This window comes from Neobacillus sp. S1227 (assembly GCF_055385255.1).
This window is the reverse complement of record NZ_AP038276.1, coordinates 834,280-849,352: the sequence shown is the minus strand read 5'-3', so window position 1 is coordinate 849,352 and position 15,073 is coordinate 834,280. Positions and strand designations below refer to the sequence as shown.

The following is a 15,073-nucleotide window of genomic DNA, read 5'->3' as shown; positions in this document are numbered from 1 at the left end:
AACTCCTTCATCTCGAATAAAATTAATAAGTATGATTATCGTTGAAAGGAGAACGTTCATGTCCAATACAATTATTGAAAGCGTTTACGGTAAATTACAGGGAGAACTGATTGATGGTGTTTATTCTTGGAAAGGGATTCCATTTGCAAAGCCACCGGTCGGCCCGCTTCGGTTCCGGGCTCCAGAGCTGCCAGATTCTTGGGAAGGTGTTCGGGATGCTACCTCCTTTTCACCGGTTGCAGCGCAAACTCAAAAAGAAATAATGGAGTTCTTCGGGAATGACGTCTCGAATGTGAGTGAGGATTGCCTATACCTAAATGTATGGTCACCGGGAGCAGATGATAAAAAACGTCCCGTAATGGTTTGGATTCATGGTGGTGCTTACGTTACTGGATCTGGATCCGGCCATTGGTATGACGGTACTTCGTTTGCAGCTCAAGGCGATGTCGTTGTCGTGACAATTAATTACCGGTTGGGAGTTTTTGGCTTCCTTCACCTTGGCGAAATTGGCGGAGCTGAATATGCCACTTCCGGGAACTGCGGAATCCTTGATCAGGTAGCTGCACTGCATTGGGTGCAGGAAAATATTGCGGCATTCGGCGGCGACCCTAATAACGTAACAATTTTTGGAGAATCGGCAGGAGCCATGAGTGTCGGGGTATTGCTTGGATTCCCTTCTGCTCAAGGACTTTTCCATAAAGCAATCCTGCAAAGCGGTGCTGCAGCAAACGTTCATCCTGCTGAAACCGCAACAAAAGTGGCGGGCGCCATCCTTGCAGCTTTACAAGTAGACCCTGCTAATCTAGCAAAATTGGAGGAATTACCTGTTGATCAGCTGCTTCAAGCTGCTGATGTTCTCCCGGCAATGAGCTTGGGACCGGTTATAGATGGCGTATCTCTGCCAAAACATCCACAACTGGCGATAGCAGAAGGTTCAGCAAAGGATATACCGGTTTTAATTGGTACCAACAAGGATGAATTTAATATTTTCAGTGCCTTTGACCCCGAGTGGAAGGATGCAGATGAGGCAAAGGTCAAGGCGATTTTTGAAAAAACCTTTGGACCGCTCGTGCCTCTTATTGCAAACTTTAATCCTGAACCACTAAGCCAAGATCTATTCAATAAACTGCTGACCATTCATATTTTTACATACCCTGCGCAAAAACTGGCAGAGTTGCAGGGTAATCAGGGTGCGCCGGTTTGGATGTATCGCTTTGATTGGGAGACACCGGTCTTTGACGGCGCCCTTAAGGCAACACATGCATTAGAGATTCCATTTGTCTGGAACACATTGGATAAACCAAATACAACAAACTTCACGGGCTCCTCTCCTGAGCGGCAGAAGGTATCGGATCAAATGCATCAGGCTTGGATCAATTTTGCACGTAACGGTAACCCTAATACTGATGCCCTTCCTTCGTGGCCAAAGTATGATTTGAACTTCAGGCCAACCATGATTTTCAATCTGGAGAGTTCGGTGGTCAATGACCCTAACCGGGCCGAACGGTTGATTTGGGAACAGGCGGCAACGGTAATGAAATCGTAAAAATTAAGGTCTAGCCGGGTAGAAAACCGGCTAGACCTTGTTTATTTTTAGAGCGTTCCTATCAATCAGACTTCCAATCATAATGCCTATTAGGTAGCGAAACAAATCTACAAAAAGAAAACCATGCCCCAAAATCAGCGCTCCGAGCACTGTCCCCCGAATTTGATTGATCCAGTCGGCCTGATATAATTGGCTGAATTCAATTCCGAAACTAAATAATAGGCTAAGTATAATGGCGTTAAGGATACTTTTCCGAATAAATAAGAAGCGACAGGCAAAATAGACCATCATCGCCCAAAACGCATCCCCTGCGTTTTCCGCTATAAACGAAGGCAGAAACTGGCCGTATTTTCTGGAGGAAAGCCCTAGTAAAATGACAATTATGATCGTTATTAAATAAATGCCTCTTTTCGAATTCAGTGGAGTCCACCCCCTCGAAATAAATATTACGCTTTCTTCCATTTTTAAGCATCATATGTTACTTTCTTTTTATGAAAAAATCGTCTTTGAAAGAGGGATAATGATTAATATTTTGTGGGATTTTGATGGAACGCTTTTTGATACATTTCCAGCACTTGTTGAAGGATTTATACAGGTAGCTGGGCAGGAGCTAGAACGTAGTGAGGTGTTAAAATGGCTGAAAAAGGATTCGAAAACGGCCTTTAAACATTATGGAATTGACGAGAGCCGGAGGAGTGAGTACCAAACGTCTTTTAATTATTTTTCCAAAAGGATCAGCAAGCCATTTGATGGCGTTGAGGGTGCATTAGCAGCAGTCGAGAACAATGTGATTGTAACTCATCGCGATAAGGAATCTACCCTTTATCTGCTTGAGAAATATCGTTTATTAAAATACTTTAAGGACATTGTATCCGTGGAAGAACAAGGGTTTACCAGAAAGCCTCATCGTTCTTCATATGAATATGTCCTTAAAAGCCATCATATTGATCTGGTGGTTGGGGACCGGGACTTGGATTTAATTCCCGCACAAGAATTAAAGATTAAAACCTGTGCCTTTCAAAATCGTAACATTGAGGCTGATTTTCATATTGAGAGCTATGCGGACTTTATTTCTATGGTACTTAATCAGCTGTAGGTGATGAACACCTTACCATATGAGGACACTTCCCTCGGATTTTTCTATCAGTTTGTCCTCATGAACCCTGTTATGACGACTCCCCTCTCGGATTTTTCTATCCTTTTGTCCTCATGAACCGAGAACTCCTTAATCAGCACTTCCAGCCTCTTCCCCAATCGGCTGATTTCCGATTTTGGGCGTAGCTGCAAAATCCGTTTTTCCTGTTTCCCAATCGAAACCTTGCTCTGTTGTGCCCGTTGACATTAGTGGCTGTTCAATTCCGCTTTTACCTGAAGTTTGAATCTTTTTATTAATAGGAACCATTTTTCAACCTCCAATTTGAGTTTTTCATATTATTTTCTTGATCCCCATCACCTATACCGTTGGGCATGCTGTTCATATTTTTTTAATGCAGGGTTAACAATTTGCTAACATCTATAACACTGTTTATTAACATCGTAACGTTATAGTAAGTAGTAGAGGGGATGGCAAGCGTGGCCATCACGGTATTTGGCGTAGGTGGAGCCGATACTTTAATTGTTCCTGTCTTCCAATGTGAAAACGTAAATCCTTTTATGAACTTGTCCCTAAACCTAAACCAATTTATTTTTGTAAAAGCAAATGGCTCAGTTGACTGGGTCATTTGCTTTTCTTTTCTCCCAAAAAGCAAGTTATTAGCAAACCCAACCTCAAAACATTAGAAATATAGTAAAATTCAGGTAATGGATTATTGCTCGAAAGGAGGAAACTCCACCATGCCAGATTGGTCGTATCACACTATCTTCAAGCCGATTCTTCATAAACTGCCGCCATCGTTTAGCCGGGAGTTTATTCACCGCGGGATGAGCATGTTATCGTCGTCGAGAATTGGGGAGGTGTTAATAGAATTTCTTGGCCACATGGCCCCTTCGAAAAAACTCGCGAAAACCTTGTTCGGTGTTCAATTTTCTTCGCCAGTTGGGCTAGGCGGCCAAATCGATCCCCAATTATCGGGACTGAAAGCTTTTCAGAACCTCGGCTTTGGCTTCATTGAGATTGGCCCGGTTTCGATAAAGGGTTCAGCAAGTTCAGAAGAACTCCATCTAGACCCAAAACAGGAAAGTATATCGAGAAATCCAAATTTTTCGATAAAGGTATCTACAGTTAAGAAACAGCTGCGCTCTGTGAAGAAAAAGGAGGTACCATTTTTTATAAGGGCTGCAGGAACGTATACTGAAATAGAGCAGATTTGCGAAGAACTCCTCCCTTTTAGTGATGTGTTTATTATCAAAAGCCATTCGTTTGAATCAGCCAACCAATATCATCTTTTTCAAAAAAAATTAAATAAACCAGTTATTCTGTCTTGTTCAACGGAACAAATTGAAAAACTAACAAACTGTCAACCAAGTGGAATACTCCTTGAAGGTAATCCTTCACCTGATGCTCTTGCTGCTGTATGGAAAACAGTTGGTGACGACGTGCCAATTATCATATCAGGCGGGATCCGCGAGCCGGCAGATGCGGTGAAATTATTAGAAAACGGTGCATCCCTTGTCATGTTAGGCTTTGAATATGTATTTGCTGGACCTGGTCTCCCTAAGCGGATCAATGAGGCGTACTCCAACACGTTCCCGAAGGAATCAGAGCCCGCGCTAGGATGGCTTTGGTATTGGCTATTTGGGTTGGCCATTACCATTGCGGGATTCATCGCCCTATTTTTCAGTATGACAGCGATTATCCTTCCATACGACGAGGATTTTTTAGGCATCCTGCGAGGCGACATCGTAAATTTCAATCCTGCCATTTTATACTTCATGGCGCACGATCGGATGACCCTTTCCGGAACGATGATATCGGGCGGAATCATTTACATGCAGCTGGCGAGGCATAGCATAAGAAATGGTCTGCATTGGGCCAGAAAAGCAGTGAATATCGCTGGGATTATTGGTTTCCTTGGAATTTTTTTATTTATCGGATATGGGTATTTCGATTGGCTTCATGGATTGTTTTGGCTGATTTTATTACCTTTATTCATTTTTGGATATGCAAAATCAAGAAATGCAATTGAAGCGCCATCAAGCACCAACCTTTACAATCATCGATACTGGAAATGGAGCTTAATTGGACAGCTGGCATTTATCGTATTAGGGTTTGCTTTAACTATTGGCGGGGTTGTCATCTCCGTCATTGGCGCATCCAGTGTCTTTGTGCCGACTGACCTAGAATATATATGTCTTACACCGGAATTGCTGAATGAATTTAATGAACGGTTGATCCCTGTTATCGCCCATGATCGGGCCGGGTTTGGCAGTGCCCTGCTGAGTGTAGGACTGCTTGTCTTGATGCTCGCCTTATGGGGGATTCGCGAAGGGGAACGCTGGGTCTGGTGGACTTTTACAATCGGGGCCATACCCGCCTTTGCATCGGGTCTTATCACTCATTTTATTATTGGCTATACCGATTTTATTCACCTATTACCGGCTTATTTTGCGGTTATTCTGTACATGATAGGAGTCATTTGTACTGCGCCGTTTTTATTAAAAAATAAACATGGGGACGATACTCATGCTTCTGATGCATAAGAACCGTCCCCGCGCGTCTAAACGCAAGTAAACGATTGAATTTGTCGTAAGGATATTCCGGAATACATCCATCTAAATCCAGTCCATCGGTACCCTGCGATTGAGTTACGGCCGACAAATATTGGATAGAACCAAAATTGGTCAAAACCTCTTAGCCATATATAAGTGAATCTGAATAAGCATCTTCTAATACCGCCTGGGTCAACTGCAAATGCTTGCGCTTGCTGTTGTGTCTGTGTAGGAACAAAAGATGGCGGTGGTGATGTTGGCGGTCCCGCTTGCGGACCTTGACCTGGAGGCGCCGATGGCAGTCCTCCTCCTGGGCCTTGACCTGGGGGCGCTGTTGGCGGTCCCCCTCCTGGACCTTGACCTGGTGGTCCAAATGGTGGTAAAAAGCTAGGGATTCCTGACGACGGTCCCATTGGCGGAAAAAATTGGCCAAATTGTCTCTCATAAGGGTTTATCTGGTAATAATACTCCTCTGGAAATGGAGTTGAATACACATGAATTTCCTGAGTATATGGATTGTTATAATACATAGGCATAGGATTAAGATACATAAAATGCACTCCTTTCTTCTAAAACTTACATCATCATATTCTTTAGTCATTGACCTATAAACTTGTTCTCTCAAAAATGGGCGTAACCTATAAAAATGTTATTCACTCCCGCGATATTTGTCCCAATCAGTAATCACACAGAAATAAATATATATGTTAAAATTTTTGAAAGAGGCATATCTTTCCAATGGGTATCTGCCTTTTTACAAATGAAGGAGGTTCACCTATGAACACGTGGCTAAAAAACGGCTTCTCCATATCTACCAATAAAGAGTATTTAGATATTGAAACAATCCACAATTTTTTAAGCGAAGAATCCTACTGGGCATTGGGCCGGCCAAAGGAAATCATCAAAAAGTCGATTGACAATTCTTCTTTATGTTTTGGAGTTTTTAAAGGGGATGTCAGCAAAGGCGATGCAGAACAAGTTGGTTTTGCAAGAGTCGTATCCGATTTAACGATATTTGCGTATCTCGCTGATGTATTCATTGTGCCTGAATATCGGAGATTAGGCTTGTCCAAATGGCTAATGGAGGTCACCACCAACCACCCAGAGTTGCAAAATGTCCGCCGGTTTATGTTAGTCACCAATGACGCTCACACTTTATACAGCCAATACGGTTTCGAACCGATTGATCACCCAGAGCGGTTTATGCAAAAATTTCGCGGCTGATACATGGAGACAGTTCTCGTGATTCAACTTCAGTAGAATAGGAGATTTCTATGAAAAAAATAAACTTTTCAATTGTGGATGTTTTTTCGCAAGGGAAATATACAGGGAACCAACTGGCTGTTTTCAAAGAAGCAGGACATTTATCAGACCAGGAAATGCAGCAAATGGCGAAAGAAATGAATTTTTCGGAGTCTACTTTTATTCTATCTGACCAAACAATAGATGGCGGCTTTGATGTCCGTATCTTCACCCCTAATGAAGAGGTTCCTTTTGCCGGTCATCCAACGCTGGGAACAGCCTATGTTATTCAACATGAACTATTAGAGGAACCGACAGAAACACTTAAGCTAAATTATATGGCTGGCCAGATTCCCGTCACGTTTGATTCAAACGATGACCTTATTTGGATGAAACAGAATAAACCTGCCTTCGGCAAGATATTAGAGACAGACACAGTTTGTGGTGTCTTACAGATTGAGAAGGATGCCATTGATGAGCGGTTCCCCATTCAGGAGGTTTCCACTGGGCTTCCTGTCATTCTTGTCCCTTTGAAAAGTCTGAACGCCGTCAAAAGAGTTAAGGTCCATTTAGAAAAATACTATAAGTTGATTGAGAATACGGACGCAAAATCGCTTATGGTATTCGCCCCTGAAACGTATCATCCGGAAAATCAGGTAAATGTCCGTGACTTTGGAGATTATTATGGGATGCCGGAGGATGCTGCTACGGGCAGCGCAAATGGATGCTTAGCTGCCTACCTGGTAAAATACCAATTTTTCCAAACAAGTGAAATCAATATACGAGTCGAACAAGGATATGAAATGAACAGACCATCTTTATTGTTTTTAAAAGCAGATGAGGAAGACGGAGAAATCAACATTTCCGTTGGAGGAAAGGTTGAAAAAATCGCACAGGGTGAATGGCTGGTTTGACACATGGGGACGGTTCACATGCCTCTGATGCATGTGAACCGTCCCTGTAATTCACTTGTGAATTAAAAGTTCTTGTTCTCTTTCTCTTGAAATCCCTGCTTTAAGAATTGCATCCTGCCTGGTCTGTAACCAGTCATAAATCTCTTTAATCGTCTCCTCCAGCGGCCGGAAGGTAAGGCCTGCATTCACTGCTTTTTCGATATTGATAGAAAAAGAGCCTTTCCACGGTTCTGTTTCTCCCTCTAGCGGGAAGAGCTCGGGAACCCATAGCGGCATTTCCGTCCATGGCTGCACATTACGCTCCAGCAAAAATTGCTCATCTGCCCATATCCATTCGCACTCGCTATTGGCGACAGCTTTACAGGTCTCCAACAGCTCTTCCATTGTCAATTTATCATTCGGGCCCGTCACGTTAAAAGTCCCTGCTTTTCTGCTTTCCGCCATATCAAACACCCATTTGGCAATATCTTTAATATCTATCAGTTGAACAAGACGGTCCGGCCTCCCCGGTACCAATACTTTTCCTCCTTGTGCCACACGCTGAATCCAATACGGAAGCCGATCCGTGTAGTCAAACGGTCCGACAAGCTGCCCTGCTCTTATATTCAACACACGTCCCGGCCAATGTTTCTCCGCTTCAGCCTCACACAAGACCTTCAAGGCACCGTAATGCTCATAAGGAGACTTACTTCCTTCCTCAACAGACCTTAATTGATCAGACGACAAAGTTTGCAGATGGTAGTCTTCAGCAAGATTAAGCGGAATCCAATCTTTATATACAGAGATACTTGATATATACGTATAATGATAGATATTATCCCCCAGTATATCTGCGATTTTTTGAATCTGCTTCGGAATAAACCCACATGTATCCATTACCACGTCCCACTGTCTATTTTTCAAAAGGGAAACATCCCCGTCTCTATCCCCTGCAAGCTGCTCCACTTCAGGAAATGCCTCTTTGTTGTTCCCGCGATTAAATAAACTAATTTCGTGGCCTCTTTTCAAGCCTTCCTCCACCAACGCCCTTCCTAAAAAACGAGTCCCGCCTAATATAAGAACCTTCATCCCTTCTCCCCCCATTCCATTTAACTTCTTTCCCTTATATAACGATATATATTTTGTTAAAAGATATGGGGAGTATAAAAAATTTATACTTTCTACGTCCTTGTTAAATCATCATGCTCTAATTTCAAGGCTTGACTCCTAATATTCTACGGAAAAATCTCTGTCTTGGGCAGCAATGTTTTAGCTAAATTGGTCTGCTCAATGTTTTTTAGTCTCCTTCAATTGGCAAAATGTATCGATAAGGTACAGGTGATGATAACACAGTTGAAGTGTTAATGTTCCCAAAAGGAATTAACCGATCGATTAATAGCCTCATTCCAGTCATGTTTGAAACAGCTACCTTTAAAAAATAGCTTACTTCCCCCGTGACACGGTGGCACTCAATAATTTCCTGCTCCCTTTTAATGAATTCTTCAAATTCTTGCACGGATACTTTAAGTCCGCCTACTTGAATAATTAACAAAATCTCTCTCCCAATCGCTGGCAAGGAAATTCTCGCACTGTATTCTTCAATAATCCCTTTCTCTTGCAGACGGTGAAGACGCTCTGAAACGCTTGGCCTGCTTAACGCTAATTCTTGCGATAAGTCACTGATCGTCATTCGAGCATTTTTTTGCAAAAGTTTTAATAGTTTAATGTCTAGTTGGTCCACTCAAATACAGCACCTTTCAATATGAATATAAATACTCATTATTTTATACGAAATAAATACATTTTAATAATATTGCATTCATTTTGTTATGTAAAATTCATATTTTATCTTTTATTATTTAATTATCCATTTACGCAGTTTCGTTCATGTTGTTAGGAAGCAGGTGATTTAATAGTGAAAAAGTCAATAGAGATCTTGTTAGGATGTCTGATAACAAGTATTGGGGTCATCCTTTTAAAACATTCCAATATCGTTACAGGAGGCACGGCTGGGCTCTCATTAAGTGTTGCATATCTTTTCAATCTTCCATTTGCAGTGATTTTTTTCTTAGTGAACATCCCTTTTTATGTTTTTTCAGTTTTTAGAATGGGTTGGAAGTTTACTTTATCTACTGTTATTTCCGTTTCAATTCTGACTTTCATGACAGGGATGGACCAATTCCTTCCACATTTTTCACTCCCCATTTGGATCGGTGCCATTTTAGGCGGGTTTATGATTGGAGTAGGTGTGACAATCCTGTTTATGAATGGCGCTTCCCTAGGCGGAGCTAATATTCTTGCTCTGTATCTGCAAAAGCGATTTCACTTTAATCCAGGGAAAGTAAACTTTCTATTTGACTCCATTGTTGTAGTTTCCAGCATTTACGCTGTCGGACTGGTAAGAGGGTTATGCTCCATTTTGTCTATTGCGGTAACAGCAAAAGTAATTAGTTATTACAAAAATGATATTGCCAACAGAAGCCAAGCAGCAGAAAGAAAGAAATCTACCCCACTCATACAGCTGAATCGCAAGCAGCAGTTTCCAGATAGTGTGTAAAAAACTTGAATCTATGAAAAATAGGGTTAATCCAAAAGCGCTCCATTACTTTTGAATGATCCCTATTTTTCTATATAACCGGACCTATAGAGACTTTCTATATAAAGTCTTCCGATGAAGTGCCCCCTTATAAATTCAGCTTGCTCCGAACTGTTTAGTGCCCTAACTGGGAGTAGAACCGATTTCCAACTGGTTAACTGTTCGCCGAATATTGGAAATACTTTTATGTTTTAAGTGCCCAATTAGGTTGTTATAATGATGGGTATGATATATTAGGAGGATTTGCCGCAATGACCACATTTGAAAAATTAAAGCCGATTATTGCAGATCAACTGGGTGTCAAAATGGAGGAGGTCAGACTTGACGCATCCTTCAAGGATGACTTCGAAGCTGATTCACTTGATATGGTGGACCTGACGATGGAGATTGAAGATGAATTCGCAATTGAAATTAGTGATAAAGTGGCATCGACGCTTCAAACTGTCGGAGATGTCGTGAACTTTATTGAAAAAAATCGTTAACAGTGAGGCGGATGGACTAAAAGCAGACGGACACTTAACCGGATGGCTGATGGCATCCGCTTTTTGCATACATCGGATATTGAAATCTATCGGTTTTTCTAAAAAAAGCAGCCCTCAAGACTATAGTCCTCGAGGGCTTCCAGAAATAATATAAAAGGGGGTTTTGAAAAAGTCTGTTTTAATAGTAGCGCATTATTCTTAATTAATCCTTAACATTTTGCATCTTTATTTATTAATTAATTCCGTACCATATGAGTTATCGATCCTATGCGCATCAATAATCACTTCCAACTCTTAGTACCTATCAACGGCTGCTTTCAACTTCCCCATCTGCATAAGAACAGTCCCCTGATTCAACTTATAGGATAATAAACGCGAATACAATCGCAAGAATAATACGATAGTAGGCAAATGTCGAAAGCCTTACTTTGTCAAGCAGTTTTAGGAAGCCGATGCAGGATAGCAATGCGACTACGAAGGCTGTTAAAAAGCCGATGATAAAGGTTGTGATGTCTCCTGAAGTGATGGCATCCATATTTTTCAATAAATCTAATCCTGTTGCGCCAACCATAATAGGTAATGCCAGAATAAAGGAAAATTCTGCTGCCGTTTTTTGGCTGGCACCCACTAATAATCCCCCGGAAATGGTGGAACCCGCTCTTGAAAAGCCAGGCCAGACTGCTAAGCATTGAAACAGGCCAATATATAGGGCCTGCTTATAAGATAATTGATCAATGGTGTGTGCCGTAACTGTTGTGTTCTTTTTGTCCGCATAAATTAATAATAAGGCACCGACTACTAACGCCACCAAAACGACTGTTGTCGAAAACAGGACGTTTTTTATAAAATCGTGGAGGACGAAGCCTACGATCACTGCCGGCAGAACCCCTAAAAATACGTGAAGAAGATTTAGTTTCGTTCTGTTGTTGTCCCTTATATTTAAACTCTTAAAGTCTAAAAGTGAAAAAAATCTCCTCCAATATAACACGACAATCGCTAGGATTGAACCTAATTGAATGACAACTTCAAATGTTTTCGCCCGATCTCCTTCGAACCCCAATAGATGCCCAGCTAAGATGAGATGCCCTGTTGATGAAACGGGAAGATACTCTGTTAACCCTTCTACGATTCCCATTATAAAAGCTATGACGTGCTCACTCATAAAAAAAGTTCCTCCTATATTAAATGCTACCTATTAATAATACCTGTTAATGCCTTAAAAACAGTATTAAGTTTTAGTAAATTTTTTAAACAAAACAAAAGGACGGTTCTCATGCTTTTGATCATGAGAACCGTCCCTTTGTATCATTAATGACCGCCAAGGTAGGCTTTTTTGATTTCTTCGCTTGCTTGGAGCTCGGCGGCAGTGCCTGAGATTTGGATGCGGCCGGTTTCAATGACGTAGGCCCGGTCAGCGACGGATAAGGCCATGTTGGCGTTTTGTTCAACGAGCAGGACGGTTGTTCCTTCTTTATTAATCTGCTCGATAATGTTAAAGATTTGTTTAACAATCAAAGGTGCCAAGCCCATTGAAGGCTCGTCCAACAGCAGCAGCTTTGGCTTGGCCATGATGGCCCGCCCCATTGCCAGCATTTGCTGTTCCCCGCCGGAAAGGGTTCCAGATAGCTGCTTGCGGCGTTCCAACAGCCTTGGGAACAGTTCGTAGACTTTTTCCATATCCTTGCGAATTCCGCTGGCATCCTTTCTTGTATAGGCGCCAAGCTCCAAATTTTCCTCTACTGACATATTGGAGAACACCCGGCGTCCTTCAGGTACTTGAGAAATTCCAGCCTTCACAATCGCTTGAGGGGCCAATCCTGAAATCTTTCCGCCTAAATATTCAATCGTCCCTGATTTTGGCTTAAGCAGTCCGGATAAGGTTTTCAGAAGCGTACTTTTCCCTGCCCCATTCGCCCCGATTAAGGTCACAATTTCGCCTTCTTTTACTTCTAATGAAATGCCTTTAAGTGCTTGAATGTTTCCATAAAATACATTTATATCATTGACCTTAAGCATGATCGTTAGAAACCTCCTCTCCCAAGTAAGCCTCGATGACCTTCGGATGACTCCGGATTACTTCTGGTGTACCTTCTGCAATCAGCTGGCCATGGTCGAGGACATAGATCCGTTCACAGATTCCCATGACAAGCTGCATGTCATGTTCAATTAATAAAATCGTCAGGTCAAACTGTTTCCGAATAAAGGCTATCAGTTCCATTAATTCGTGGGTCTCCTGCGGGTTCATCCCCGCTGCAGGTTCATCCAGCAGTAACAGTTTCGGACCGGCCGCTAACGCCCGGGCGATTTCCAATCTCCGCTGCTGCCCATACGGTAAATTTTTCGCCTTTTCATCTTTAAATCTTTCCAGGTTAAAAATTTTTAAAAACTCGAGCGCTTTTTCCTCCATCTTTTTTTCCTCGGAAAAATGGGAAGGCAGACGAAATATAGAACTAATAATGGAGTTTTTCGCTAACGAATGATAGGCAACCTTTACATTGTCTAACACGGATAATTCACTAAACAGACGAATATTTTGGAATGTTCGGCTGATCCCGCTTTGGGTCACCTTGTAGGGAGGCAGTCCGTTTAGCCGACGCCCGTTAAATACAATCTCGCCTTCAGTTGGTACGTAAACGCCTGTTAACAAGTTAAAGCTAGTCGTTTTTCCGGCACCGTTCGGTCCAATTAAGCCAACTAGTTCCCCTTGTTTAAGTTCCATATTAAAGCCGGAAACAGCTTTTAATCCGCCGAACTGAATGCCAGCATTTTTTACTTCCAAAAGCGCCATGCTAATTGCCTCCTTTCGCAGGTTTCCACTTGAATAAATCTGTGACTTCACGCGTGCCCATCAATCCTTGTGGACGGTAAAGCATCACGATGACCAAAACTAAGCTATAGATAATCATCCGTGTTTCCGGATATTGCGCCAAAAATGCTGATATAACGGTTAATAAAATGGCCGAAATCACGGATCCGGTAAGGCTTCCAAGACCGCCTAAGACAACAAAGATGAGAATATCAAAGGATTTTAAGAAACCGAAATTTCCCGGCTGGATGATATAGAAATTATGTGAATATAAACCGCCTGCAATTCCGGCAAAAAATGATCCGATTGCAAAAGCAAGAACTTTATAAAACGTGGTGTTGATTCCCATCGCATCGGCGGCAATTTCATTTTCGCGAATCGAAATACACGCCCGGCCGTGCCTAGAATTCGTAAAGTTCGTGATCACCAGAATGGTAATGATCAGACAGACAAATGTAACGGTCCAAGTCGTCAGATGCGACACCTGCATACCAGCTGCCCCGCCTACATATTCAATATTAAATAAAGCAATTCGAATGATTTCTGCAAAACCAAGAGTAGCAATCGCCAAATAGTCACCGCGCAGTCTTAGCGTCGGAATGCCGACAATCAGACCGGACAAAGCGGCAATCACCCCGCCAATGACAACGGCAAGAATAAATGGCAGCTCTAATTTCATCGTGGCAATCGCCGAAACATATGCTCCGACTGCCAGGAAACCAGCATGGCCGATTGAGAACTGACCGGTGATGCCAATGACCAAATGGAGACTGACTGCCAAAATAATATTAATGGCAATGGTAATGAACAAATTACTGTAATAAATATTTATGAATCCTGAGCCGATGAAAAATTGAACGACTACGTACACAACCGCCGCCAGAATCAGAAATGCCCAAAATGATTTTGATTTCTTCATTATTTTTCACCTATACTTTCTCTCTTGTATTTTTCCCAAAGATGCCGGATGGTCTGAAAATAAGGATGAGAATCAAAATGACAAAAGCGGCTGCATCTCTCCATAAAGAAAATCCTGCGGCACTGACGATCGACTCGATGACACCGAGGAAAATTCCGCCAACCATCGCTCCAGGTATACTGCCGATGCCCCCCAAGACGGCGGCAACGAACGCTTTTAACCCGGGAATCACACCCATAAGCGGTTCAATTTTTGTATAATATACACCAAACACGACCCCTGCTGCCCCTGCTAATGCTGACCCAATGGCAAACGTGAAGGAAATCGTTTTGTCAACGCTTATTCCCATTAAGCGGGCCGCGTCCATATCAAGAGAGACAGCACGCATCGCTTTCCCCATTTTCGTACGCTGAACAATAAATTGTAAAATAATCATCAAAATAATTGATGTTAATAGGATAAATAAAGACTGGCTGTTAATATGGACACCAAACAAATTGATGGCCTTATTTGGCAATACGTCAGCAGGATACGCTTCCGGCTGAGCGCCGCGGATATAGATCATACCGTATTCAATCAACAAAGACATTCCAATCGCTGTAATCAAGGCAGCGATCCTCGTAGCATTCCGAAGCCGTTTATAGGCAATCCGTTCAATTAATACGCCAAATACCGCACAGAAAGCCATCGAAATGATGAGTGCAGGCAAGAAGCCTAATCCCCATCCCTTAATCGCATAGAATCCAATAAAGGCCCCAACCATGAATACATCGCCGTGAGCAAAGTTTATTAATTTAATGATTCCATATACCATGGTGTATCCTAATGCGATTAAGGCATAGATGCTGCCGAGTGAAATTCCATTTATTAGCTGTTGTAACCAATCCATACGTTTTTGCTCCTTTTTTCTAAGGCTGTGTTAAACTTGTCTGTTCAATTGC

General features: G+C 42.2%; 18 protein-coding genes. 7 read left to right on the top strand and 11 right to left on the bottom strand.

The window, feature by feature from the left end; genetic code table 11:
- The first annotated feature begins 58 nt into the window (after positions 1 to 58).
- Positions 59 to 1,546, top strand: a complete 1,488-nt coding sequence (locus ACZ5AE_RS04230; RefSeq protein WP_464569768.1) for a carboxylesterase/lipase family protein — start codon at positions 59 to 61, stop codon at positions 1,544 to 1,546.
- A 30-nt stretch (positions 1,547 to 1,576) separates the two neighbouring features.
- Here the strand turns inward: ACZ5AE_RS04230 and ACZ5AE_RS04225 are convergent, their stop codons facing one another.
- Positions 1,577 to 2,008: a ribosomal maturation YjgA family protein gene (locus ACZ5AE_RS04225; RefSeq protein WP_464569766.1), complete on the bottom strand. Its 432-nt coding sequence runs from the start codon at positions 2,006 to 2,008 to the stop codon at positions 1,577 to 1,579.
- Between the two features lie 58 nt (positions 2,009 to 2,066).
- On the opposite strand from ACZ5AE_RS04225, the gene ACZ5AE_RS04220 reads away from it, so the two are divergent.
- Positions 2,067 to 2,642, top strand: coding sequence for an HAD hydrolase-like protein (locus ACZ5AE_RS04220; protein WP_464569764.1), 576 nt, complete (start codon positions 2,067 to 2,069; stop codon positions 2,640 to 2,642).
- A 129-nt stretch (positions 2,643 to 2,771) separates the two neighbouring features.
- Here ACZ5AE_RS04220 and ACZ5AE_RS04215 read toward each other — a convergent pair whose 3' ends face one another.
- Together ACZ5AE_RS04215 and ACZ5AE_RS04210 are read right to left on the bottom strand one after the other, a co-directional pair.
- A complete protein-coding gene (locus tag ACZ5AE_RS04215) occupies positions 2,772 to 2,948 on the bottom strand; it encodes a hypothetical protein (RefSeq protein ID WP_464569762.1) in 177 nt (58 codons plus the stop codon).
- A gap of 82 nt (positions 2,949 to 3,030) precedes the next feature.
- Positions 3,031 to 3,267 (bottom strand): hypothetical protein, encoded by a 237-nt coding sequence (locus tag ACZ5AE_RS04210; RefSeq protein WP_464569760.1) that lies wholly within the window; start codon positions 3,265 to 3,267, stop codon positions 3,031 to 3,033.
- Positions 3,268 to 3,379: 112 nt separating this feature from the next.
- Between ACZ5AE_RS04210 and ACZ5AE_RS04205 the strand changes: the two genes are divergently transcribed.
- On the top strand, positions 3,380 to 5,185 hold the full coding sequence (locus tag ACZ5AE_RS04205; RefSeq protein WP_464569758.1) for an alpha-hydroxy-acid oxidizing protein: 1,806 nt from the start codon (positions 3,380 to 3,382) through the stop codon (positions 5,183 to 5,185).
- A gap of 17 nt (positions 5,186 to 5,202) precedes the next feature.
- Here ACZ5AE_RS04205 and ACZ5AE_RS04200 read toward each other — a convergent pair whose 3' ends face one another.
- Positions 5,203 to 5,745 (bottom strand): hypothetical protein, encoded by a 543-nt coding sequence (locus ACZ5AE_RS04200; protein WP_464569756.1) that lies wholly within the window; start codon positions 5,743 to 5,745, stop codon positions 5,203 to 5,205.
- Between the two features lie 226 nt (positions 5,746 to 5,971).
- On the opposite strand from ACZ5AE_RS04200, the gene ACZ5AE_RS04195 reads away from it, so the two are divergent.
- Positions 5,972 to 6,418, top strand: a complete 447-nt coding sequence (locus tag ACZ5AE_RS04195; protein ID WP_464569754.1) for a GNAT family N-acetyltransferase — start codon at positions 5,972 to 5,974, stop codon at positions 6,416 to 6,418.
- A 50-nt stretch (positions 6,419 to 6,468) separates the two neighbouring features.
- Positions 6,469 to 7,350 carry a PhzF family phenazine biosynthesis protein gene (locus ACZ5AE_RS04190; protein WP_464569752.1) on the top strand — a complete coding sequence of 294 codons (882 nt, stop codon included), beginning with the start codon at positions 6,469 to 6,471 and terminating at the stop codon, positions 7,348 to 7,350.
- Between the two features lie 51 nt (positions 7,351 to 7,401).
- Here the strand turns inward: ACZ5AE_RS04190 and ACZ5AE_RS04185 are convergent, their stop codons facing one another.
- On the bottom strand, positions 7,402 to 8,418 hold the full coding sequence (locus ACZ5AE_RS04185) for an SDR family oxidoreductase (RefSeq protein ID WP_464569750.1): 1,017 nt from the start codon (positions 8,416 to 8,418) through the stop codon (positions 7,402 to 7,404).
- A gap of 208 nt (positions 8,419 to 8,626) precedes the next feature.
- A complete protein-coding gene (locus tag ACZ5AE_RS04180) occupies positions 8,627 to 9,070 on the bottom strand; it encodes an Lrp/AsnC family transcriptional regulator (RefSeq protein WP_464569748.1) in 444 nt (147 codons plus the stop codon).
- A 174-nt stretch (positions 9,071 to 9,244) separates the two neighbouring features.
- Between ACZ5AE_RS04180 and ACZ5AE_RS04175 the strand changes: the two genes are divergently transcribed.
- Positions 9,245 to 9,886, top strand: a complete 642-nt coding sequence (locus ACZ5AE_RS04175) for a YitT family protein (RefSeq protein WP_464569746.1) — start codon at positions 9,245 to 9,247, stop codon at positions 9,884 to 9,886.
- Positions 9,887 to 10,176: 290 nt separating this feature from the next.
- On the top strand, positions 10,177 to 10,407 hold the full coding sequence (acpP, locus tag ACZ5AE_RS04170) for an acyl carrier protein (RefSeq protein ID WP_464569744.1): 231 nt from the start codon (positions 10,177 to 10,179) through the stop codon (positions 10,405 to 10,407).
- A 358-nt stretch (positions 10,408 to 10,765) separates the two neighbouring features.
- Here the strand turns inward: acpP and bacA are convergent, their stop codons facing one another.
- The 5 genes from bacA to ACZ5AE_RS04145 all read right to left on the bottom strand — a co-directional run bounded on the left by bacA (position 10,766) and on the right by ACZ5AE_RS04145 (position 15,021).
- The gene (bacA, locus tag ACZ5AE_RS04165; protein WP_464569742.1) at positions 10,766 to 11,569 is read right to left on the bottom strand and encodes an undecaprenyl-diphosphate phosphatase; all 804 of its coding nucleotides are present in this window, start codon (positions 11,567 to 11,569) and stop codon (positions 10,766 to 10,768) included.
- A 146-nt stretch (positions 11,570 to 11,715) separates the two neighbouring features.
- On the bottom strand, positions 11,716 to 12,423 hold the full coding sequence (locus ACZ5AE_RS04160) for an ABC transporter ATP-binding protein (protein ID WP_464569740.1): 708 nt from the start codon (positions 12,421 to 12,423) through the stop codon (positions 11,716 to 11,718).
- Positions 12,416 to 13,195 (bottom strand): ABC transporter ATP-binding protein, encoded by a 780-nt coding sequence (locus ACZ5AE_RS04155; RefSeq protein ID WP_464569738.1) that lies wholly within the window; start codon positions 13,193 to 13,195, stop codon positions 12,416 to 12,418. The genes ACZ5AE_RS04160 and ACZ5AE_RS04155 overlap by 8 nt, the downstream gene beginning before the upstream one ends.
- Before the next feature lies 1 nt (position 13,196).
- Entirely contained in the window at positions 13,197 to 14,132 is a 936-nt protein-coding gene (locus tag ACZ5AE_RS04150; protein ID WP_464569736.1) for a branched-chain amino acid ABC transporter permease, read from the bottom strand.
- A gap of 10 nt (positions 14,133 to 14,142) precedes the next feature.
- Positions 14,143 to 15,021, bottom strand: coding sequence for a branched-chain amino acid ABC transporter permease (locus ACZ5AE_RS04145; RefSeq protein WP_464569734.1), 879 nt, complete (start codon positions 15,019 to 15,021; stop codon positions 14,143 to 14,145).
- Between the last annotated feature and the right edge of the window lie 52 nt (positions 15,022 to 15,073).